This is a genomic window from Rhizobium sp. C4, from assembly GCF_021026315.1.
In the GTDB taxonomy this organism is placed as follows: domain Bacteria; phylum Pseudomonadota; class Alphaproteobacteria; order Rhizobiales; family Rhizobiaceae; genus Ensifer_A.
On the sequence record NZ_JAJNCX010000005.1, the window covers coordinates 15,924 to 37,356 of the forward strand.

General features: G+C 63.0%; 24 protein-coding genes and 1 riboswitch. Of the genes, 12 read left to right on the plus strand and 12 right to left on the minus strand.

Translation table 11 applies throughout. The features are described from left to right. Positions 1 to 43 precede the first annotated feature (43 nt). Entirely contained in the window at positions 44 to 586 is a 543-nt protein-coding gene (locus LQK84_RS10435; RefSeq protein ID WP_230828654.1) for a PRC-barrel domain-containing protein, read from the minus strand. A 130-nt stretch (positions 587 to 716) separates the two neighbouring features. Continuing rightward, a complete protein-coding gene (locus LQK84_RS10440; protein ID WP_230828655.1) occupies positions 717 to 1,442 on the minus strand; it encodes a Crp/Fnr family transcriptional regulator in 726 nt (241 codons plus the stop codon). 234 nt (positions 1,443 to 1,676) lie between these two features. Between LQK84_RS10440 and LQK84_RS10445 the strand changes: the two genes are divergently transcribed. Continuing rightward, positions 1,677 to 2,048 (plus strand): hypothetical protein, encoded by a 372-nt coding sequence (locus LQK84_RS10445; RefSeq protein ID WP_230828656.1) that lies wholly within the window; start codon positions 1,677 to 1,679, stop codon positions 2,046 to 2,048. A 3-nt stretch (positions 2,049 to 2,051) separates the two neighbouring features. Here the strand turns inward: LQK84_RS10445 and LQK84_RS10450 are convergent, their stop codons facing one another. Both LQK84_RS10450 and LQK84_RS10455 read right to left on the minus strand, forming a co-directional pair. After that, positions 2,052 to 2,615: a sigma-70 family RNA polymerase sigma factor gene (locus LQK84_RS10450; RefSeq protein ID WP_230828657.1), complete on the minus strand. Its 564-nt coding sequence runs from the start codon at positions 2,613 to 2,615 to the stop codon at positions 2,052 to 2,054. 3 nt (positions 2,616 to 2,618) lie between these two features. Next, complete coding sequence (locus LQK84_RS10455; RefSeq protein ID WP_230828658.1) at positions 2,619 to 2,831, minus strand: NepR family anti-sigma factor; 213 nt, start codon at positions 2,829 to 2,831, stop codon at positions 2,619 to 2,621. Positions 2,832 to 2,997: 166 nt separating this feature from the next. Between LQK84_RS10455 and LQK84_RS10460 the strand changes: the two genes are divergently transcribed. After that, complete coding sequence (locus LQK84_RS10460) at positions 2,998 to 3,165, plus strand: DUF1328 domain-containing protein (RefSeq protein ID WP_230828659.1); 168 nt, start codon at positions 2,998 to 3,000, stop codon at positions 3,163 to 3,165. 252 nt (positions 3,166 to 3,417) lie between these two features. On the opposite strand, the gene LQK84_RS10465 is transcribed toward LQK84_RS10460, so the two are convergent. The 7 genes from LQK84_RS10465 to LQK84_RS10495 form a co-directional block, all read right to left on the minus strand. Next, entirely contained in the window at positions 3,418 to 3,639 is a 222-nt protein-coding gene (locus tag LQK84_RS10465) for a hypothetical protein (RefSeq protein WP_230828660.1), read from the minus strand. After that, the gene (locus tag LQK84_RS10470) at positions 3,636 to 3,938 is read right to left on the minus strand and encodes a hypothetical protein (RefSeq protein ID WP_230828661.1); all 303 of its coding nucleotides are present in this window, start codon (positions 3,936 to 3,938) and stop codon (positions 3,636 to 3,638) included. The genes LQK84_RS10465 and LQK84_RS10470 overlap by 4 nt, the downstream gene beginning before the upstream one ends. A 57-nt stretch (positions 3,939 to 3,995) precedes the next feature. After that, positions 3,996 to 4,994: a zinc-binding metallopeptidase family protein gene (locus LQK84_RS10475; RefSeq protein WP_230828662.1), complete on the minus strand. Its 999-nt coding sequence runs from the start codon at positions 4,992 to 4,994 to the stop codon at positions 3,996 to 3,998. Positions 4,995 to 5,091: 97 nt separating this feature from the next. Next, a complete protein-coding gene (locus LQK84_RS10480) occupies positions 5,092 to 6,081 on the minus strand; it encodes a sensor histidine kinase (RefSeq protein WP_230828663.1) in 990 nt (329 codons plus the stop codon). 90 nt (positions 6,082 to 6,171) lie between these two features. After that, positions 6,172 to 6,969 carry a response regulator gene (locus LQK84_RS10485; protein ID WP_230828664.1) on the minus strand — a complete coding sequence of 266 codons (798 nt, stop codon included), beginning with the start codon at positions 6,967 to 6,969 and terminating at the stop codon, positions 6,172 to 6,174. Between the two features lie 150 nt (positions 6,970 to 7,119). Beyond that, a complete protein-coding gene (locus LQK84_RS10490) occupies positions 7,120 to 7,551 on the minus strand; it encodes a hypothetical protein (protein ID WP_230828665.1) in 432 nt (143 codons plus the stop codon). Between the two features lie 4 nt (positions 7,552 to 7,555). Next, positions 7,556 to 7,894, minus strand: a complete 339-nt coding sequence (locus tag LQK84_RS10495; RefSeq protein ID WP_230828666.1) for a DUF883 family protein — start codon at positions 7,892 to 7,894, stop codon at positions 7,556 to 7,558. A gap of 364 nt (positions 7,895 to 8,258) precedes the next feature. Here LQK84_RS10495 and LQK84_RS10500 point away from each other — a divergent pair, with 364 nt between their 5' ends. Next, complete coding sequence (locus LQK84_RS10500) at positions 8,259 to 9,749, plus strand: sensor histidine kinase (protein WP_230828667.1); 1,491 nt, start codon at positions 8,259 to 8,261, stop codon at positions 9,747 to 9,749. Then, on the plus strand, positions 9,746 to 10,183 hold the full coding sequence (locus LQK84_RS10505) for a response regulator (RefSeq protein ID WP_230828668.1): 438 nt from the start codon (positions 9,746 to 9,748) through the stop codon (positions 10,181 to 10,183). The genes LQK84_RS10500 and LQK84_RS10505 overlap by 4 nt, the downstream gene beginning before the upstream one ends. Positions 10,184 to 10,189: 6 nt before the next feature. Here LQK84_RS10505 and LQK84_RS10510 read toward each other — a convergent pair whose 3' ends face one another. Next, positions 10,190 to 11,071, minus strand: a complete 882-nt coding sequence (locus LQK84_RS10510) for a LysR substrate-binding domain-containing protein (protein WP_230828669.1) — start codon at positions 11,069 to 11,071, stop codon at positions 10,190 to 10,192. Between the two features lie 143 nt (positions 11,072 to 11,214). Here LQK84_RS10510 and amaB point away from each other — a divergent pair, with 143 nt between their 5' ends. The 8 genes from amaB to LQK84_RS10550 all read left to right on the plus strand — a co-directional run bounded on the left by amaB (position 11,215) and on the right by LQK84_RS10550 (position 21,381). Further along, positions 11,215 to 12,714, plus strand: a complete 1,500-nt coding sequence (gene amaB, locus LQK84_RS10515) for an L-piperidine-6-carboxylate dehydrogenase (protein WP_230828670.1) — start codon at positions 11,215 to 11,217, stop codon at positions 12,712 to 12,714. Then, positions 12,704 to 13,990 (plus strand): NAD(P)/FAD-dependent oxidoreductase, encoded by a 1,287-nt coding sequence (locus tag LQK84_RS10520; protein WP_230828671.1) that lies wholly within the window; start codon positions 12,704 to 12,706, stop codon positions 13,988 to 13,990. Before amaB ends, LQK84_RS10520 begins: the two co-directional genes overlap by 11 nt. Positions 13,991 to 14,108: 118 nt before the next feature. Continuing rightward, positions 14,109 to 14,270: riboswitch (FMN riboswitch) on the plus strand. Between the two features lie 128 nt (positions 14,271 to 14,398). Then, the gene (gene ribB, locus LQK84_RS10525; RefSeq protein ID WP_230828672.1) at positions 14,399 to 15,055 is read left to right on the plus strand and encodes a 3,4-dihydroxy-2-butanone-4-phosphate synthase; all 657 of its coding nucleotides are present in this window, start codon (positions 14,399 to 14,401) and stop codon (positions 15,053 to 15,055) included. Positions 15,056 to 15,261: 206 nt separating this feature from the next. Next, on the plus strand, positions 15,262 to 16,458 hold the full coding sequence (locus tag LQK84_RS10530) for an amidohydrolase family protein (protein WP_230828673.1): 1,197 nt from the start codon (positions 15,262 to 15,264) through the stop codon (positions 16,456 to 16,458). After that, positions 16,458 to 18,035, plus strand: coding sequence for a gamma-glutamyltransferase family protein (locus LQK84_RS10535; protein WP_230828674.1), 1,578 nt, complete (start codon positions 16,458 to 16,460; stop codon positions 18,033 to 18,035). The genes LQK84_RS10530 and LQK84_RS10535 overlap by 1 nt, the downstream gene beginning before the upstream one ends. Then, positions 18,032 to 19,297 (plus strand): amidohydrolase family protein, encoded by a 1,266-nt coding sequence (locus tag LQK84_RS10540; protein ID WP_230828675.1) that lies wholly within the window; start codon positions 18,032 to 18,034, stop codon positions 19,295 to 19,297. The genes LQK84_RS10535 and LQK84_RS10540 overlap by 4 nt, the downstream gene beginning before the upstream one ends. Next, entirely contained in the window at positions 19,294 to 19,776 is a 483-nt protein-coding gene (locus tag LQK84_RS10545) for a nucleoside deaminase (RefSeq protein ID WP_230828676.1), read from the plus strand. Before LQK84_RS10540 ends, LQK84_RS10545 begins: the two co-directional genes overlap by 4 nt. 90 nt (positions 19,777 to 19,866) lie before the next feature. Further along, positions 19,867 to 21,381, plus strand: coding sequence for a bifunctional aminoglycoside phosphotransferase/ATP-binding protein (locus LQK84_RS10550; RefSeq protein ID WP_230828677.1), 1,515 nt, complete (start codon positions 19,867 to 19,869; stop codon positions 21,379 to 21,381). Positions 21,382 to 21,433 lie beyond the last annotated feature (52 nt).

The window sequence follows — 21,433 nt, forward strand, 5'->3', positions numbered from 1 at the left end:
GAAAGGAACAAGGCCGGCGCAGTGCACCGGCCTCTTTCATTCGTTACGACTTGGGAGCGGGGGCAGTCGTGCCGCCCGTTGTGTCGTTCTTGGCTGCGGGGACTTCAGGCTTGGTGTAGTCCGGGCGCGCATTGAGCGCTTCCTTCGTCAGCTGTGTCTTGGCCTGGAGATTGCCGCTTCCGTCGGCCGTGATCGTGACGTCCTGCGGCGTCAGCGCAACGCGCTTCGAGCCGATGCCCAGGAAGCCGCCGACATCAACGACATAGTTCGTCACCTGGCCCTGGCCGCTCAGCACGAGGTCATCGATCTTGCCGATGCTGGCGTTGGCCGCATCCATCACGGTCGCGCCGATGATGTTGGAGGCGGTGACGTTCTGGCCGTACATGACGGTCCCGGCGGCACCCGCCGCAGCGGTCGTTCCGGCTGCGCCCGTGGTGGCAGCACCGGTGGTGACTGTGCCAGTCGTCGTCATCGGCGTGGCACCACTGTTGTTCATGTTCGTGCCAGAGGTGCCGGAATCGGCAGCCATGACGGGGACGGCGATGGAGGCCGCGAGAAAGGTCGACGCAATCAGGGTCTTGAACATCGGATGTCTCCTTTTCGTTTGTTGTCCTTCCGGTCAAGCGACGGGTCGTCAATCGACTGGTTACCTCAATGGAACGCCTGCCAAACGATGTGGTTCCGAGATTTTCCGAGAAAATCCTGCTGCGGTCTCCTCAGATCAGCGGCCGGGGGCTCGCTTCCGGCGGTGTCCATTCGGCCACCGAGCACAAGCCTTCCGGGTCGAGAATCTCGCAGGCGCGGCCGCGCCAGACGATGAGTTTGCGCTGCGCCAGCCGCTTGAGCGTCTTGTTGGTATGCACCAGAGAGAGCCCCAGGGTGTCGGCAATGAGGCTCTGGCTGAGCGGGATCTGCGCATTGGAGGAGGTGAAAAGTCCCGAGCGCAGACCGCGGTAGTAGAGAAAAACCAGAAGATAGGCGGCGCGCTCCATGGCCGTCCGCTGACCAAGACTGAGCATATGCCCGTCCAGGATCCGCTCGTCGCGCGAGGCAAGCCATGTCACATCGAAGGCAAGGTCCGCCGACTTCTCGAAGATCGTCAGGAATCGGCTGCGTTCGAAGATGCACAGCCGCATCGGCGTCAGCGCCTCGAAGCTGTGGTCCATTTCCTGGAGCAGGGCGCCCTGCAGGCCGATGAGATCGCCGGGAACATGGTAGTTGAGGATCTGCCGCCGTCCATCTTCCAGCGACTTGTAGCGGAAGCCCCAGCCTTCCAGAACCGTGTAGAGATATGGATTGAGCGTCCCTTCGGAAATGAGCGTCATGCCGGTTTCGCAACGCATCTCGCCGGATTTGAACCCGGAGATCAGCTTGGCTTCCTCCGCCGACATCGAGCGGAAGCCGCTCATCCGTCTCAGCACGCAGGCATCACACCTGATCATGTGATGACTTACCGATGTATCCATCTGATCACCCTTCGACTTTTGGTTGTTCATATCGGTAAATTGTTATCCTGAATTGAGGAGATCGTTTGAAACATGTCTTTTTTAAATGACGTCGCGGTTGCTTTCACGGCATCTGGGGCAATGCCGCCAGAACTTGCCGTCCTCACCGGGCGGTCTGGCCACCGTGGAGCTCCTTCGGGGAGCCATGAAATAGGTGAGTTCACGTTCGTCATGGTAGACAACCGTCCTGCGATTCTCATCGCCGAAGACCAGATATTCATCGCCCTGGAAGCCGAGAGGATCCTCACGGAAGGCTTTGATTGCACAGTCGAAATCTGCCGCCGCGATCAGCTTTCCGATGCCCTGGCCCACAAGTCCTTCGACATTGTCGTTCTCGAATTTGCGGGCAATCCGGGCGAGGATTTTCACTATGGGTCCCTGGCGCGCCGCTCCGGCGCGCAGATGATGTTCCTGACTGCGGCCGACGACCTCGCGGATGTCGCGGAAGCCTTTCCGGATGTTCCGCTGGTCAGGAAGCCCTTCAACGACACCGACATGCGCACCTATGTAGAACGGCTGCTCGTCGGCAAACGGTCCGGCTGACAATCAGACGGAAACCGTATGCCTGAGCACCGCCGCGATGTGGGGCTCGGGGCCGTAATCGCTCTCGCCGTCGATCCCCAGCAGTTCCTGGAGGCGACCGCGTGCGCGATTGATCCGGCTCTTGATCGTGCCGACGGCGCAGCCGCAGATATTGGCGGCCTCCTCGTAGGAGAAGCCGGAGGCGCAGACGAGGATGATCGCTTCGCGCTGATCTTCGGCCAGCTTGTTCAGTGCCTCAAGGAAGTCCTTCATGTCGAGTGCGCCGATCTGGTTCGGGTGGACCGACATCTGTTCCGTGTAGGTGCCTTCGGCATCCGAAATCTCGCGGCCGCGCTTGCGCATCTGCGAATAGAATTCGTTGCGCAGGATGGTGAACAGCCAGGCCTTCATGTTGGTGCCGAGCTCGAAACTGTCCTGGCGTGACCAGGCACGGACAACGGCTTCCTGGACGAGGTCGTCCGCCTTGTCATAGGTGCCGGTGAGGGAAATTGCGAAGGCGCGCAGGCTCGGCAGGGTCTTGAGAAGTTCGCGCTTGAACTCAAGCTGATGGTTCTCGGCGTCGGCCATCTATCAAACCTCTGGACTTTGTTTGGCCGTCTGGGCGCGCTCGGCTTCGTCCAGCTTTTCAAGGAGATGAAGGAGATTGTCCGGAATCCCTTCATTTTCGATGTTCGAATAAAGCTCGCGCAGGCGCAGCGCGATTCCATCCTGAACGACATCGGCCGGCGGCAGACCGCCGTTCAGCCGTTTCTTCGGATTTTCAGAGTTTGGGTTGTTCATCATCAATACCGATCAGTGTGCGACATCGCTTTAAACGCGGCGCGGGACCGGATGTTCCGTGCCCCGCCACTTTTTTTTACATTTCACGAGGAGCGCGTAAATGGCTACTCGTGATGGAACTCTTCTCCCGCTGGCGCGTTCATCCTTCCGACAACTAGGGAGAACTCACATGCTTTACTACGCTCTTCTGTTTCTCGTCGTGGCCATCATCGCCGGCGCGCTTGGTTTCGGTGGTATCGCCGGCGCTTCGGTCGGTATTGCCAAGATCCTTTTCTTCGTCTTCCTGATCCTGTTCCTCGCGTCGCTGGTCTTCGGCGGCTTCCGCCGCGCGCGGTAAGGCAGACGATCATAGAGATCCTGAGAAGCCCGGGTTTCCCCCGGGCTTTTCCATTTCTGGTTCACGCCTGCTCGGTTTCCACAAATACGATCGAGCGGTGCAGGGTATCGGGAAGAGTGTCGGCTATGGGGCGGCAGGCATGCTATCGCCGGTCCGGCGACTGAGAGAGAGAGCCGGCCGCACGCATGCAGCGGCCCCACCTTATGGAGCCGCTGCGTAGCGGATATGCGATGGTCCCGTCATGCCTCAGAATTATTGCAGACAGGTGTAGATGATGAAGAGCAGGCCGGAAACCTGGATGATCGCCTGTGCAGCCGAGAGCCAGGTGAGCGCACGGCCCGAATGCAGGGGCAGACCGCTGTCCAGCTCTCCCGCCGTCGCCGCCCAGTCGGACGACCACTCGGCGCTGCCGTCGTGGCCGTTGTCCTTGTCCCAGAAGATGTGCCTGGATGGTTCCCCCGCGTGGTGCCTCATCTGATTTTGTCCTGAAATCCGACAGCCGTTCCCGCATCATCCGTGCGTTTCACCTTGGCAGGATCGATCCTGTTGGTCACGTCGATTGGCTTCATCTTCGCCATCAGGCTCGCGTCGAACGTGTTGCACGAACCGAGGATACGCATCCCGGGCGTCTTCAGCCTGCGGATTTCACCCGGCATGCTCTTCTCGCACTCCTGGGCGCGCTCATAGGTGGAGATGCGCACCGGGTCCGAAACGCAATGGGTCGAATTCAGGGGGCATGCCACCAAAACCAATATTGCTGCGACATTGCTCATGTTCGCCTCCAACGTCTGTGACCGTTTAACGTTTGAGGCGGAAGTTTGTTCCGATCGTCAGTGTTTGGCCGTAATCAGGCGATGCACGAAGTCGAGTTTCTCGATGACCCGCTCGGTAAAGACGAAGGGGTAGAGGTCCTGCTGGCCGAGGCTGCGGTTGATCGCGTTGATCCCGATCGTCAGTTCGACCCAGGCCGCGATGATGCGGTCGAGCGGAATGTCGCTGCCCTGCTCGAAACGCCAGCCGGTGCTCTCGGTCTGGACATGGTAGGCATAGGCCGTCTCCAGCCCGTCGACGATATGGAGATAATGGGCCCAGGTCTCGGCGAAGTCTTCCCAGGGGTGGCTGGAGGCATATGTGCTGACGAAATTCTCCTGCCAGTCCGGTGGGGCGCCGTTGGCATAATGCGTTTCGAGCGCAGTCGCATAATCGAGCCTCTCGTCGCCGAAGATGGCGCGCGTCGCGTACAGCCGGCCGCCGTCCCGGATCAGCAGGTTCCAGTAATAGTGGCCGGATTCGTGGCGGTAGTGGCCGATCAGGGTTCGAAGCGCTTCGCCCATGGCCTCGCGCGCCGCCTCGCGTTCGGAGGCATCCGCCTCGGCGATGTTGATGGTGATGAGGCCGTTTTCATGCCCCGTCATCACATGGCCGACATCTGGCGCATCGGCCAGCAGTTCGAAACCGAGACCCTCGTCGGGGTTCTCGTGGCGCGTCACGATCGGCAGGCCGAGCTTCAGGATGCCGTAGAGGAAATGCCGCTTGGCCGCTTCGAGCTTGGTCCAGCGGTCCACATGGGCCGGGTTGGAAAGATCCGGCACCATCTGGTTCAGCGAACAGGCAAAGCAGAAGCTCAGGCCTTCGGTGGCGGGTGCCAGCCAGTTGCAGCCGCAGGCCTGCGCGTTGGCGCAGGTGACGTAGCCCTGGGGCGGTGTCTCGCTGAAGGCGCGCATGGCGAGCGTCTGTTTTTCGAAACCGAGCGCGAAGCCGCAATGCAGGCAGAGCGCGTTATCGAAATGGACGACGGATGTGCAGTTGTCGCAGGTGAACCTGTTCATGGACCACGGTCTTTCCTAAGCTTGAAACGGGGACGGCGACCGATCGGGCAGGGAGGGCGCGTGTGCGCCTGCTCTCGTGCGCCCGGGTCGTATGCGACTACGGCCTGCCTTCGAGCGGGAAGGTCAGCTCGTAGCTGATGCAGTTGTCTTCAACCCTGTTGACGGCATAGCCGCCAAGGGCAGCCGGCACGATCCTCTGCAGGACTGTGCTGGAAAAATGCTGTGTCCAGTCGGACTGTTCGATCACGTTGGGGCGCAGCTTCTCCACCCAGCGGAACTTGATCCGCTGCCCCTCCGGCGTGTCGATGCGGTGACACTGGACGAGCACGGCGTTCTTCTCGGTCAGGATCTCGCTGTTGGTGATGGCATTCACGACCAGTTCGTGCAGCGCCAGGCCGAGATGGGTGGCGGCGTTCGGCGTCAGGTTGATCGGCTCGCTCTCCAGCGTGATGGCGTCAGGATTGGCCGCCGTGTAGCGGCCGATCTGGGCCTTCGCCAGTTCCAGAAAATCGGCGCCGCGCCAGCTCGATGCGGTGACGAGATCCTGGGATTGCGCGAGCGCATAAAGCCTGCCGCGGAACTTCGCCAGGAAGTCGTCGAGATTGCCGGTAAACCGCGCCGTGTGCGAGGCAATGCCCTGAACGATCGCGAGCAGGTTCTTGGAACGATGGCTGACCTCGAGAAGCAGCGAGTGAAGCGTCTTCGCGCGCTGCCGTTCCTCGCTCCGGTCAGCGATCGACATGATGACGTAATTTCCCTTGCCGGGGATGGCGACCATGTGGCTGCGAAACTCGTAGATGCTCTCGTCGCCTATGGCGATTTCCAGATCGGCCTTGTCGCCCGGATTGACGAGCCGGGCCCGCATCGCCGAGAGCCGGCTGGCCAGTTCGGGTCCGAAAAGAACGAGATCGGTGGGCCGTTCCGAGTAGTTTCGCTGCCACCGCGGCGGCAGGCTGGTGATGCAGATGCACAGCCCGCTCTGGTCGTAGAGAATGTAACAGGCACCCATGTCCACGAGTGCATGGATGAAGAAGTCGCGCGCCAGCGCGTCGATCTCTCCCGGCTCAACCCATGACAATCGCTTCACGATAAAATTACCCCGTTTTCGGCCGGCGCATGTCATGCCGACACGTGCCGGACCGACAGGTCAATACGTCTTAAATCAGGCCGTTTGCCTTCACGCCGCTTCCCTCTGTCTTTCATTGAAAAACAGGGCCTGGCTGATCAGGGCTTTGACCATGTCGGGATTGAAAGGCTTGGTCACGAGGAAGGCGGGCTCGGGACGCTCGCCGGTCAGCAGGCGTTCGGGGAATGCGGTGATGAAGATGACCGGAATGCTGCTGTCCGACTTCAGGATGTCGTTGACCGCGTCGATGCCGGAGCTTCCGTCAGCGAGCTGGATGTCGGCAAGCACAAGCTTCGGCTTGGTCTCCGCATAGAGCTTGACCGCTTCCTTGTGGGTGCGGGCAATCCCGGTGACAGTGTGGCCAAGCTCCTCGACCATCTGCTCGATGTCGAGCGCGATCAGCGGCTCGTCCTCGATGATCATGACGTCGGTCACGACCTGTTCGGAAATCTGGCGCGAGGCCTCGTCGATCAGCCTGCTGAATTCGGCTTCGCCGACATTCAGGACAGACGCTGCTGCCGAGCTCGAAAAGCCCTCGAGCCCCATCAGAAGGAAGGCGATGCGCTCGCGTTTTGGCAGGTTCAGAAGATTATGTGCCGCGCGCTGTTCCCATGCGAAGGGCGTTTCGATCGGCTTCGGCGTCACGTCGAGCCGGTCATAGACGCTGATGAAGAGCTTGAAGACGGCGACCTTGTCGTCTTCCTCCTTCGGCATGATGGAAATATCTGCAATAAGTGCCTCCAGCATGGCCGCAACATAAGCGTCACCGGAGGTTTGCGAGCCGGTCACCGCGCGGGCGAAACGTCTCAGGAGAGGAAGGTGGATCGCGACACGGGCGGTCAAGGACATATAGTCACTCCATGGAGTCTAAAACTGCGCTCTGCCGACCTATAACGCATGTAAAGTCGCTTGGTTCCGTCGATTGCGAAATTTTTTCCGGCGGGTGGAACTTCAGGACATGAAAGCGTCTGGAACGGGGCAGATGTCGCGGCGAAACATTCACCGCCGCGACTTCACGAGAGCATATGCAATCCCCGCGACCGAAAGCACGGTGATGACAGGGCTTGTTCTGATCAGCCCCGGCAGCTCCGTCAGTGCGAACAATGTGCTACCGCTTCGGGCAGGTGCCGCTGCGGCGAGCCTGCGGCGTTCCGCCTCCAGCAAACGCTGCGCGCGCCTGTTGAGGATCGTCATGATCGCCCAGGCGAGCAGGGACAGGACCACTGCTGCCAGCGTCATGTAGGCGCTGGCGACAACAGGACCCTGGTGCTCGTAGATCGCAAACCAGCCCGTCGCAAACAGCGAGAGCAGGGCGATCGTCGCGAACATGGCGGTGACGGCTGCGCCGACGACATTGCGCTGGAGGCGCCCTGTGGAGGGCTCCAGGCCGCGCGCGGCGGCCTGTGCGATCTGGCTGATCAGATAATCCACGGGCTCACCTGCGGGTCAGGATGGCAGCCAGGAAGCCGATGCCGGCGGCGACGGCGATGGCGGTCAGGGGATTTTCGCGGATGCGCTGTTCCATATCGCTTTCTGCGGCGATCACCGTGTCCTTCGCAGCCGATGCGAGGGCGAGGGAGCGGTCGGTCACGTCATCCTTGACGCGGCGGGCTTCGTTGGCGATGGTCTCCATCGTGCCGTTTCCGTAGCCGGAAACGCTCTTGGCGAGTTCGGCCAGCTGTGCGGTCAGCTGCTCGACGCGGGTTTCCAGATCGCTTGCATTTTCGCGGGCTTCCTTGCCTGCGTCCTTCAAGATCGATGTCGCGGTTGCCATTCGAATTCTCCTTCTGGCTTGACTGTTCGGCCAATCAACGCATCGGTGTTCCGAAAGTTCCGAAGATCACAAAACGGGCATGAAGATTTTTTTTGCCGAGGGCGGGAACCCGATGCACAGTTGCGCGTTTTCCCGGCGAACCTTGTATGCGGCAGCCTGCGATCCAAAGCCCGTTGGTAAAAGGCCCGTGCGGTAAACAGACACTGGATGTGTGGAGTATCTTGAAGCGTCTTTCAGCCCCGAAATCGGCCGTCCCCCATCCCAAGTCCCCTCATGACGGCCCAACTGTGCCGCGCCTCATCGTCGAGGCGCGGCTTTTTCTCCTTGCCCGCCCTTCGTTCAAGTCCCTCCCGCAGGTCCAGCCATGACGATCAACAAGCCGTTTGTGCGCAATTCGCTCGTTATGCTGTTTTGCGGCTCGGGTCTCCTCATCTCCGTATTGCTGTCAGCGATGGTGCTGATCACCCAGACCCGGGAGACCTTCGACCGGCTGGTGGTGGAGCGAACAGTGCGCACGGCCTCGTCAGATCTCTTCAGTCTGCTGCAGGACGCCGAGACCGGCCAGCGCGGCTATCTGCTGACGCAGGATGCAGGGTTTCTGAAACCCTATCAGGATGCAGTCGGGCAGATCCCGCAGGCCGAGGAGAGGCTTTCCAAGGCATTGGGGAAGCAGACAAACCGTACGCATGACGTGGCCGAACTCATCGGTCTGATCGATGCAAAGATGCGCGAACTGAACAGCACGGTCGAGCTTGCCGAGATGGGCGACATCGCTGCTGCGCGTAGCACGGTGCGCGCGGGCTCCGGCCAGGAGCTGATGACGAAGATCCGCGACAAGATGCAGGCGATCATCGGCACCTCCGATACCGCCATCCGCACGAATGTCGGCAAGCATGCCGCGATCTCCGAATGGCTCCAGTTCATCATGATTGCAGCCTTCATCGCCATTTTCGTCGTTCTGGGCGGCGCGATCTACATCATCATGCGCCATGTCCGCTCGCTGACCGAGGCGCGCCGCGAGCTGATGAAGCTGAACGAGGAGCTCGAACACCGGGTGGTGGAGCGCACGCAGGATGTCGTCAGGGCAAACCAGGAAATCCAGCGCTATGCCTATATCGTCACGCATGACCTGCGCGCGCCGCTGGTCAACATCATGGGCTTCGCGAGCGAGCTGGACAGGTCGATCAAGGACGTGAGCGCCTATGTGCTGGCGGATGGCGCTCCGGTTTCCCAGCAGGCTATCCAGGACGCCCGCATTGCCGTCGAGCAGGACATGCCCGAGGCGCTCGGCTTCATCCGCTCGTCGACCTCGCGCATGGATGGCCTGATCAACGCAATCCGCAAGATTTCGCGCGACGGGCGGCGGCAGTTGAAGCCCGAACCCATCGATATCCGCGATATTGCCAACAGCTGCGTCTCCAGCCAGCAGCACCGCATCGACGAGGCCGGAGGCGAGGTTGATTTGGCCCTGCCATCCCTGAAGCTGTTCAGCGACCGCATGTCGATCGAGCAGATCCTTGCCAACCTCGTCGACAACGCCATCAAGTATCGCAGTCCCAAGCGGCCGCTCAAGATCAGGATCGAAGCGGTCCGGCGTGGTCGCCTTGTCGATATCATCGTCGAGGACAATGGCCGCGGGATCGAGGCTGACGATCTGGAACGCGTGTTTGAACTCTTCCGCCGCGCCGGTCCGCAGGACCAAGTGGGCGAAGGCATCGGCCTTGCCCATGTCCGCTCGCTGGCGCGCAATCTCGGCGGCGAAATCGATGTCCGCTCGGTGCCGGGCGAGGGGTCAGCCTTCATCCTGACCACGCCCTCCGACCTCAGCCAAGTTTTAAGGAGTATTTCCGCATGAAAGCCAATGGTAGAGAAGTCACGATCGTCATGATCGAGGACGATGAGGGCCATGCACGTCTCATCGAGAAGAATGTTCGCCGCGCCGGTGTGCACAACGAGATCGTGCCATTCATGAACGGAACCTCCGCGCTGGAATACATTCTGGGCCCGGATATGAGCGGCACGGTTTCGGCCGATCGCTATCTGCTCATCCTGCTCGATCTCAACCTGCCCGACATGTCGGGCACGGATATCCTGCAGCAGATCAAGGAAAATCCGTTCACCAAGCGCCTGCCGGTGGTGATCCTGACGACGACGGACGATGCGCGGGAGATCCAGCGCTGCTACGATCTCGGCGCCAATGTCTACATTACCAAGCCGGTGGACTATGAAGGCTTCGCCAATGCGATCCGCCAGCTCGGCCTGTTCTTCTCGGTGATCGAGGTTCCCTGAGACCGCTCAGGGCTTTTCCTTGAGAAAGGCGATGAGCGAGGCGAGCGGCCGGCTGGGCGGCTGGCTGTTTGGCCAGACGAGATAGTAGCGGCCGGAGAGCGGCAGGTAATCCGGAAAGGCCGGACGGAGCCTGCCACGCCTGAACTCGCTCTCGGCCAGATATTCCGGCAGCAGCGCGACGCCGAAGCCGAGGGCCGCGGCCTCCGCCATGGTGGTGAACTGGTCGAAGAGCATGCCGCGCAGCCGGTCGGACTCGGCCCCTTGCGCGGAAAACCACTCCTCCCATGCGCCCGGCCGGCTTTCGAGATGGAGAAGCGGCATCGAAAGCAGCTCTTCCGCGGTCTTTGGCCCGCCCTGCAGCAGATCCGGACTTGCCGCCGGGATCACCCGTTCGCGCGACAGTTCCAGATAGTCGACGCCCTGCCAGTCCTGCCCGCCATAATGGATCGCCGCATCGAATTTCTCGCGGGCGAAGTCGAAGGGCGAGAGCCGCGTCGTCAGGTTTGCGGTCACATCCGGATAGCGCCCCGCAAAGGCCTTGAGGCGGGGAGCCAGCCAGTGCATGCCAAAGGCGGGCAGGACAGCCAGATTGAGGCTGCTGCGCGCGCCGCCGGCACGGATCTTGAGGCTGGCGCGGGCCAGATCGTTGAGGCAATCGCGCACCGAGCGCGCATAATCCGCACCCGATGGCGTCAGCGCCAGTCCCTTGCCGACCCGGCGCAGCAGCGTCACGCCGATCTGCTCTTCCAGAACCTTCAATTGCCGGCTGACGGCGGAATGGGTCAGGGCCAGTTCTTCTGCCGCAGCCGTGGCCGAGCCCAGCCTGTCCACAGCCTCCAGCGCGAGAAGCGAACTGATCGACGGCAGGAAGCGGCGCGGTGCCAGCATTGTTCGTTTTTCTCCAACCAATGTTCCAATTCTTCGCTCATTTCATAGCCTGCTTCACGCTATCCTGTCAAAAATGGAAAATCATGCGACCGGCGGCTCTGAGCTTCATTCCCTCGCCGGTTGCGCATAAGTGGAGACAGCGGATGACGCATCACGATATTCTTAAAGGTTGCGGTCTGACCTCGGCCGAACTGACGGGCGGCACGCTCGCCGTCCGCTCGCCGATCGACGGCGCGGAAATTGCCCGCGTGCATGAAACGAGCGCCGATGAGATGAAGGACGTGATCGCCCGCTCGGTCGCCGCCTTCAAGGCCTGGCGCGACGTGCCGGCGCCGCGCCGCGGCGAACTCGTGCGGCTGCTCGGCGAAGAGCTGCGGGCGGCCAAGACGGAACTCGGCGCTCTCGTCACGCTCGAAGCTGGCAAGATCACCTCGGAAGGCCTTGGCGAAGTTCAGGAGATGATCGACATCTGCGATTTCGCCGTCGGTCTTTCCCGCCAGCTTTACGGTCTCACCATCGCGTCCGAACGCCCCGGCCACAAGATGACCGAGACCTGGCATCCGATGGGTCCGTGCGGCGTCATTTCCGCCTTCAACTTCCCCGTCGCCGTGTGGAGCTGGAATGCAGCGCTGGCGCTCGTCTGCGGCGATCCGGTGATCTGGAAGCCGTCCGAGAAGACGCCGCTGACGGCAATCGCCACCCACAAGATCATGATGCGCGCCATCGAGCGCTTCGGTGCGGATGCGCCGGAAGGTCTCTGCCAGCTCGTCATCGGCGGCGCAGCGGTCGGCGAGGCGCTGGTTGCCTCGCGTGACGTGCCGATCATTTCGGCGACCGGCTCGACCCGCATGGGCCACATCGTCGGCCCGAAGGTCATGGCGCGTTTCGGCCGCCCGATCCTCGAACTTGGCGGCAACAATGCGATGATCGTCGCCCCGTCTGCCGATCTCGACATGGCCGTGCGCGCCATCGTCTTTTCCGCTGTCGGCACGGCCGGCCAGCGCTGCACGTCGCTGCGCCGCCTGATCGTTCACCGCTCGATCAAGGACGATCTGGTCGCGCGTCTGGCCAAGGCCTATTCCTCGCTCAAGATCGGCGATCCGCGCGAAGCCGGCGTCCTCATCGGCCCGCTGGTCGACAAGGGCGCGCTGGATGCCATGCAGAAGGCGCTCGCCAATGCCAAGGCCGAAGGCGGCAAGGTGCATGGCGGCGAGGTGGTGACCTCCGGCGTTCCTGCCGGTGCTTATGCGGCGCCTGCGCTGGTCGAAATGCCTGCCCAGTCGGCGACCGTGAAGACCGAAACCTTCGCGCCGATCCTCTACGTGCTGACCTATGACGAGCTGGACGAGGCCATCGCGCTGCAGAACGACGTGCCGCAGGGCCTGTCGTCCTGCATCTTCACGCTCAATATCCGCGAAGCCGAGACCTTCCTCTCCGCGTCCGGTTCCGATTGCGGCATTGCCAACGTCAATATCGGCCCCTCGGGTGCTGAAATCGGCGGTGCCTTCGGCGGCGAGAAGGAAACGGGCGGCGGACGTGAGTCCGGCTCGGATGCCTGGAAGGGCTACATGCGCCGCCAGACCTCGACCATCAACTATTCCTCCAAACTGCCACTGGCCCAGGGAGTGAAATTTGACATCTGACCGCGGTTCCAATCTGTGGCGGGCATCAAGCCGGGAAACCTTCTCGGCTGGTAGCCTCGATCGTGATCTCTCCGTCGATCTTCTGGTGATCGGCGGGGGCTTTACCGGCAATTCGGCAGCGCTTGAAGCGGCGCGTCGCGGCGCGTCCGTCTGCCTGCTCGAGGCCGAGACGGTCGGCCATGGCGGCTCGGGCCGCAATGTCGGGCTGGCGAATGCCGGCCTCTGGCTGCCGCCGGACGAGATCATCACACAGATGGGAGAAGCGGAAGGCCAACGCCTCATCCGCGACCTCGGTGAGGCCCCTGGCCGCGTCTACGGACTGATCGAGCGCGAAGGCATCGATTGCGAAGCGACCCGCAAGGGCACGCTGCATCTCGCCCATTCGGAAGCAGGCTTCAAGGACCTCGCCGAGCGCTTCCGCCAGGGCAATCGCCACGGCGCGCCGCTGCAATTGCTCGACGCCGCAGAGACCGCGAAGCGCACGGGAACCCATGTCTATCACGGCGCGCTCTTCGATCCGCGCGCCGGCACGATCCAGCCGCTCGCCTATGCGCGCGGTCTTGCGCGTGCGGCACAAGCGGCGGGTGCTGCCATCTTCGAGCGCTCGCCGGTGACGACACTCGCCCGCGCAGGCGACCGCTGGGTGGCGAGCAGCAACGGCCGCGTGGTGACCGCCAAGTCGCTGCTCATCGGCACCAATGCCTATCATCTCGGCATCGAAACGCCGTTCAAGCCGGAATTCATTCCGGTGGGCTATTGCCAGTTTGCCACCGTCCCGATGCCGGCGGCTGCGCGGGAGAAAATTCTCGCCGGCGGCGAAGGCTGCTGGGATACGGCGCTTGTCATGTCCTCCTTCCGCACCGACCATGCCGACCGCATGATTGTCGGCGGCATGGGGGATAGCGAGGGCTTGGGCGCGCCCTTCCATGCCGGCTGGGCGCGGCGCAAGCTGAAGGCGCTGTTCCCCGAAATCGGCGATCTGTCCTTCGAGCACAGTTGGCGCGGCCGCATCGCCATGACCAGCGACCATGTTCCGAAGATCGTCGCCTTTGGGCCCAACGCCTATGCGAGCTTCGGCTATTCCGGACGCGGCATCGGTCCGGGAACCGTTTTCGGCACGCAGGCAGCGATTGCGCTTCTCGAAAACAATCCCGATGCCCTGCCGGTCAAGGCGGTGCAAAGCCACAGCGAACGCTTCGCCTCGGCCCGCGCCGCCTATTATGAATTCGGCGCGACCGTGACGCATGCGCTGCCGGTTCGGGCTGCTGCCAGCTGAGCATGCAGACGGAACGGATTTGCTTGGGCCGTGTATGTTTGAGCATCATATTTCAAGGTTGAAACGATTTTACCGGCGGTGAGCACTTGCAAAAGCCGGTAAGTCCATCTTATCTTTGTCATGTTCTCAGGGCGGGGTGAAACTCCCCACCGGCGGTATCGGGAGAAATCCCGGAGCCCGCGAGCGCTTCCATCACGAGGGTGTGCCCGAACGGTGGAAGGTCAGCAGATCCGGTGAGATGCCGGAGCCGACGGTATAGTCCGGATGGAAGAGAATCGCGCGGAAACCTTTGCCCTTCCCGGGTGAGGTGTGACCGTTGCTATTCGCCCAAGGGATATTCGTGCGCTCACTTGCGAAAGTGGTCGTTTGATAGTGCCGGTTTCGGCATAACCCTTGAAAGGCATGGAAATGACTTTTGCAAAAATCGAAGACGCGGTGGCAGCCATCGGACGCGGCGAGATGATCGTCGTCGTGGATGACCATGACCGCGAAAACGAAGGCGACATCGTCTTCGCGTCCGAACATGCGACGCCGGAAAAGATCGCCTTCATGATGAACCACGCACGCGGCCTGATCTGCGTGCCGATGACGGGCGAACGTCTCGACGCGCTCGACATTCCGCCGATGGTGCCGCGCAACACGGAATCGATGCAGACGGCCTTCACCGTCTCGGTCGATTATATTCCGGGCACCTCGACCGGCATTTCCGCCGCCGACCGCGCCGCCACCATCCAGGCGCTGGTGGACGAGACGGCCAAGCCCGCCGACTTCGCTCGCCCCGGCCATATCTTCCCGCTCCGCGCCGTCCCGGAAGGCGTTCTGCGCCGTCCCGGCCATACGGAAGCGGCGATCGATCTCTGCCGTCTTGCCGGTCTCAAGCCCTCGGGCGTGATCTGCGAAATCGCCAAGGATGACGGCACGATGGCGCGCCTGCCGGATCTCGAAATCTTCGCACAGAAGCACGGCCTGAAGCTGATCGCGATCGAGGACCTCATCGCCTATATCAAGGCGAAGAACCTGATTGCCGCCTCTACCCGTGACGAAGCCCTGCTCGAAGCGGTCTGACATCGGCGCGGATGCTTCCGCGCTGCCGCACTGACATGGCCGGCTGACATATCGACGCCCCTTCCACCCGCTGAGGCTGGTTGCAGGGGCGTTGTGGTTACGCGTCCTCTCCTCTGGTTCTTTCGGGTTGGCACTGGCATCAATATTGCTTGATATCGATGCATCCGCTGGCCCCATGGCCGGCGGCGGAATGAGGATAGGTGCCTGTGACGTCCCGAGATACCCTTTTCCAGAACGCGCTGCTGCAGGACGGCACGCTGAATGACATCATCGTGCGCGATGGCCGCATCGCTTCGATCCTGCCCGCCGGAACAGGTGCCGGGGCGGAAACGGTGGACATTGCCGGTGCGCTCCTCGTTCCCGGCTTTGTCGAGGGGCACATCCATCTCGACACGAGCTTCTGGGGCGACAAATGGATACCCTACAAACCCTGCACGGACGGCTTTGATGTGCATGAGCGCGTCACCTTCCAGGCCGAGAACATGGCGCAGGCAGCCCCCATGGACGTGCGCGCCCGCAACCAGCTGGATCTGTGCATTTCCAACGGTTCGACGCAGATGCGCAGCCATGTGATGGTCGATGGATCTGTCGGGCTGAAATCGCTGGAAACGATCCTCAAGGTGCGCGAAGACTATCGTGATCTGATCGATATCCAGCTCGTCGCCTTTCCGCAGAGCGGCATCCTGAAAAGCCTCGGCACGCCGGACCTGCTCGATGCCGCCATCGGCCTTGGGGCCGATCTGGTCGGCGGGCTCGATCCGCTCTCCTTCGATCGTGACATCAAGGGCCATCTCGACGTCGTCTTCGGCGTTGCCGAAAGACGCGGCGTCGATGTCGATATCCATCTGCATGACGGCAGCCAGCTTGGCGCGATGACCATCGAGGAGATCTGCGCGCGGACCGTTGCGCTCGGCATGCAGGGTCATGTCGCCGTCAGCCATGCCTATGGATTGGGCGATCTGCCGCGCGATGCGGCGCTGAAGATGGCGGGGCTGATCGCCAGGAGCGGCGTTTCGATCATGACCAACGCGCCGGGCCACCACAATTTTCCGCCCGTGGCGTTGCTCCGCGGCGAGGGCGTCAACGTCTTCAGCGGCAGCGACAATATCCGCGATTCCTGGTGGCCCTTCGGCGATGGCGACATGCTGCGCCGGGCCGAGATCATTGCCTATCGCTCCGGCTTCTTCACCGATGCCGAACTCGCCTCCGCCTTCGAAGTCGTGACCGCCGGCGGCGCCAGGGCGTTGCGGCTGGAAGGTTATGGCATTGCGGTCGGCGACAAGGCCGATTTCGTCACGCTGCCTGCGGCCCATGTGCCGGAGGCGGTGGTCGGCGTGCCGAAGCCGCGCCGGGTCTTCAAGGCGGGCCGGTTGGTGGCCGAAAACGGCGCGGTGATCCGCTGATGCCGCAGTTTTCAAGGCAGCCGGCGGGTGGCAATGCGGTCTCGAAGACTGCGATGATTGCAACGCCGCATTGGCTGGCGAGCGAAGCGGGCGCCAGGGTTCTGGCGCGGGGTGGCAATGCCATCGAGGCTTTGGTTGCGGCAGGCGCTGCCCTTGCGGTGACCTATCCGCATTTCTGCGGCCTCGGCGGCGATGCGGTCTGGATGGTTTCGGACAGCCAGGGAAAGGCCAGCACCTTTCTCGGCATTGGCCAGGCGGCGGCGAATGCGCGACCGGAAGGCACGATCCCGCTGCGGGGACCGCAATCGACGCTGACGACGGCAGCGCTGGTCGATAGCTGGGACAAGCTTCTGGCGTTCTCGTCGGCCGAATGGCGCGGGCGCGAAACGCTCGGCAACCTGCTTGCGGATGCGATCGAGCTTGCGGACGCCGGCTTTCCCGTCAGCCCGTCGCAGCGCTTCTGGCTTGAGTTTAGGGCGGACGAGGTTGCCGACTGGTCCGGCTTTGCGCCGCTTTTCCTGCGCAACGGTTTGCAGCGCCAGCCGCAGCTTGCCGCGACGCTCAAGGCGATTGCCGAGCGCGGCGCGCGCGATTTCTATGAGGGCGAACTGGCCAGCCGGATCGCGAAGGGCCTTGCCGATGCCGGCTCGCCGCTGACCGCCGCTGACCTTGCCGCGACGCGGACGGAAATGGTCGAGCCGCTTCGGCTCTCCTATCGCGATGTCGAGCTTCTCGCCCCGCCGCCGCCGACGCAAGGGGTGACGACGCTGGGCATCATGGGCGTGTTGCGGTCTCTGGCCGTCAGCGAGACGGTGGCGGGTGACGCGCTGCATTATCATCTGCTGGTTGAGGCGGTGAAACAGGCCTTCCTGGATCGCGGAGTGATTGCCGATCCGGGCTTTGTGCCCGACACGTCGCAGCACTTGCTCGATGCTGCGCGGCTTGAGGCGAAAGCGAAGACTGTCGAGGCCGACCGAGCCTTGCCTTGGCCTCACGTCTATCAACATGGCGATACCTCGCTTCTGGCCGCCGTCGACAGTGAGGGGCGCGTCGCCTCGCTCCTGCAGAGCATCTATTTCGATTGGGGCAGCGGCGTGGTGGTCGGCGACACCGGCATTCTCTGGCAGAACCGGGGGGCAGCCTTCAGCACCGATCCGCAGAGCCCCAACTGCTATGCGCCGGGCAAGCGGCCGTTCTATACGCTCAACCCCGGTTTGGCGCTCAAGGACGGCCGGCCGCATCTGGTTTATGGAACGCAGGGCGCAGACGGCCAGCCGCAGACGCTGGCGCTGATCCTCAGCCTGATGATCGACCACGGGCTCGACCCGGCCGCAGCACTTTCACGGCCACGCTTCCTTTTGGGGAAGACATTTTCCGACAGCCGTGACAGCCTGAAGATCGAGGAAAATGCCGGGGCAGACGTGCTGGCGGGTCTCGCCGCGCGCGGGCACGAAGTCTCGGCCATCCCGGCGCTCAGCCCGCTCGGCGGGCAGGCGGGCGTCATTCGCATGCGCGCGGATGGTACAATCGAAGGCGCGCATGATCCGCGCAGCGACGGAGGCGCAATCGGCCTATGACGGCGGAAGAAACAGAACGCTTCGATCTCGTGATCCGCAATGTGCGGACGGAAGACGATGGCCCGCTGATCGACATTGCGGTCTCCGGCGGACGCATCCGCAGGATGGCGCGATCGATCCGCTGCGAGGCGGTGGAAACGCATGACGGCGAGGGCGCCTTCGCCTTTGCCGGCTTCGTCGACAGCCACATCCATCTCGACAAGGCCTGCATTCTCGATCGCTGCACGATCTGCGAGGGCACGCTGCCGGAGGCGGTGCTGCAGACGGCCTATGCCAAGGCGGGCTTCGAGACGGAGGATGTCTATGCCCGCGCCGCCCGCGTCGTCGAAAAGGCGATCTCGCATGGCACGGTACGGATGCGGACCTTTGTCGAGATCGACCCGCGCGCCGGCTTCCGCTCCTTCGAGGCGATCAAGCGGATCAAGGCGGACTATGCCTTCGCCATCGATATCGAGATCTGCGCCTTCGCGCAGGAGGGGCTGACGAACGAGCCGGCGACGGTGCAGATGCTCGATGCAGCACTGACCGACGGAGCCGATCTCATCGGCGGCTGCCCCTATACCGATCCTGACCCCGAGCGGCATATCGAGATGATCTTCGAGCTGGCGGTGAAGCACGACGTTGCGGTCGATTTCCACCTCGATTTCGACCTCGACCCCCGCCACACCGATCTGCCGGAAGTTGTCGAGGCAACCCTTCGGCACGGCTGGCAGGGGCGGGTGTCCATCGGCCATGTCACCAATCTTTCCGCCATGGCGCCGACGAAGATTGAGGCCATTGCCGGCCGGCTGGCGCGGGCGGGCATTGCGCTGACCGTCCTGCCGGCGACCGATCTATTCCTCAACGGGCGCGGCCGCGACAAGCTGGTGCCGCGCGGCGTGGCGCCGGCGCATCTGCTCGCCCGGCAGGGTGTCGTCACCTCGATTGCGACCAACAATGTCATGAACCCGTTCACGCCCTTCGGGGACGCTTCGCTGATCCGCATGGCCAATCTCTTTGCAAATGTCGCCCAGCTCTCGCGCGACCCGGATATCGCGCATGTCTTCGACATGATCGCCGCCAATCCGGCGCGACAACTGGGCAGGACGCATGGGCTTGTCGAAGGTGCACCGGCGACCGTGGTCCTGCTGGATGCCGATGGCGCCAAGACGGCCGTGCGCGAAGTGGCGCGCGTGCTCGCCGGCTGGAAGGACGGGGTCAGGAGTTTCGACAATGGCCGGACGCGGATCTTCCGGCCCGACACGAAGGGGAAACCGGCATGATCACTGAAACCGATCTGGAGCATCTGCGCCGCGCCGTGGCGCTCGCCGCCGAGGCCGTGGAGGCGGGCGACGAGCCGTTCGGCTCCGTGCTTGTCGGCGCGGACGGGCGGGTGCTGGCCGAAGACCGCAACCGCATTCACACGACCGGAGACGGCACCCGGCATCCGGAATTCACGCTGGCGCGCTGGTCGGGGGAGAACCTGTCGCCTCAGGATCGCGCGACAGCCACCGTCTACACATCCGGCGAGCACTGCCCGATGTGCGCCGCCGCCCACGGCTGGGTGGGGCTTGGCCGCATCGTCTATGCCAGCTCGTCCGAACAGCTCGGTGAATGGCTCGCCGAGATGGAGTTGCCGGAAGCCTCGGTGCGCCGCATTGCGATCGAGGAGATCGTGACGGGCATTGCGGTCGACGGGCCGGCGCCGGAACTGGCCGAGGCCGTTCGCGCGCTTCACTTCCGCCGTCACGGCAAGGCTTGACGTGCGTCAAGGCGGGGAGAGGCCTGCTCTGCCAGATTTCCGGCTGCAAGGCCTGTTCACGTCCTGAGACAGGCTGGCACCGGAGGATGCATGATCACCGACGACCAGAAGGCTGTCACGACGTTTCTGAGCCAGGCGTCATCCTACGGCCTTGCCGGGCCGGTCGAGGTGATGGAAACACATATCTCGCGCATCTTTCTGGTGGGCGAGCGCGCCTTCAAGATGAAGCGGGCGGTGAAGCTGCCCTATGTCGATTTCTCCACGCCGGAGCTTCGCGTCGCGGCCTGCGAGAAGGAGCGGGCACTGAATGCCCGCACGACGCCGGAGCTTTATCTCGGCGTTCGCCTTATCTGCCGCGACGACGACGGCAGCCTGTCCTTCGGGTCTTCCGGTACGATCGTCGACGCGGTGGTCGAAATGAAACGCTTCGACCAGTCCGCCTTGTTCGACCGTATGGCGATGGAGGGCGAGCTGACACCCGCGCTGATGACCGAGCTTGCCCGGATGGTTGCGGCCTTTCACGCCGGCGCGCCGGTGGCGACGGGCGAGGGTGGGGCAGCAAACATTGCCGGCGTTCTCGATATCAACAAGGCCGGCTTTGCGACGAGCACGGTGTTTTCCGACGCCGAACAAGTTGCCATCGATGGCCTGTTTCGGAAGCGTCTCGAAGGCATTGCCGCGCATCTCGACCGCCGTGCCGAGGCCGGCAAGATCCGGCTCTGCCATGGCGATCTGCACCTGCGCAATCTCTGCCTGCTCGAAGGCAAGCCGCGTCTCTTCGACTGCATCGACTTCAACGACCGCATCGCCACCATCGACGTTCTCTACGATCTTTCCTTCCTCGTGATGGACCTCTGGCATCGCGGCCTGAAGGACCATGCCAATCTCGTCGCCAACCGCTATTGCGATGCGGCGGGCGAGGAGGAGGGTTTCGCCCTTCTGCCATTCTTCACCGCCCTGCGCGCGGCCGTGCGCTCCCATGTGACGGCGACGCAGGCGGATGAAGCCGGTGGCGATGACCGGCTCGCGGCGGCGGCGCGATCCTATTGCGACCTCGCACTCCATACATTGTACGAAAGCGGACCGAAACTGGTCGCCATCGGCGGTTTCAGCGGATCGGGCAAGTCGACGGTCGCTGATGGGCTCGCGGCGCATCTCGGGCCGCCGCCCGGCGCGCGGCTGATCGAGAGCGACCGGGTGCGCAAGGCCTTGCATGGCGTCTCTCCCGAAACGCATCTCGATGCGACAGCCTACAGCCCGGACATGTCGGCGCGCGTCTATGCCGAGATGGCCGCGCGCGCCGGCGCCGTGCTGAAGGCCGGGGCGAGCGTGGTCGCGGATGCGGTTCACGACCGCGCCGAGCGACGCGCGGCGATCGGAGACGCGGCCACAAGCGCCGGCGTGTCCTTCACCGGCATCTGGCTGGATGCACCGGCCGAGACGCTGCGCGCCCGTGTCGCAGCCCGCCAGGGCGGACAATCGGATGCGACGCCGGATGTGCTGGAACAGCAATTGGCTAAAGGCGTCAGCGATGTCCGGTGGCACAAGGTCGATGCCACGGGAACGGTTGATGCGGTGATCGAGGACGTTCTGGCCCTGAAATGATGCCGGTTCGGCGAAACGGGTCTTCGGTTCCGTCGTCGCCATCGCATCAGCA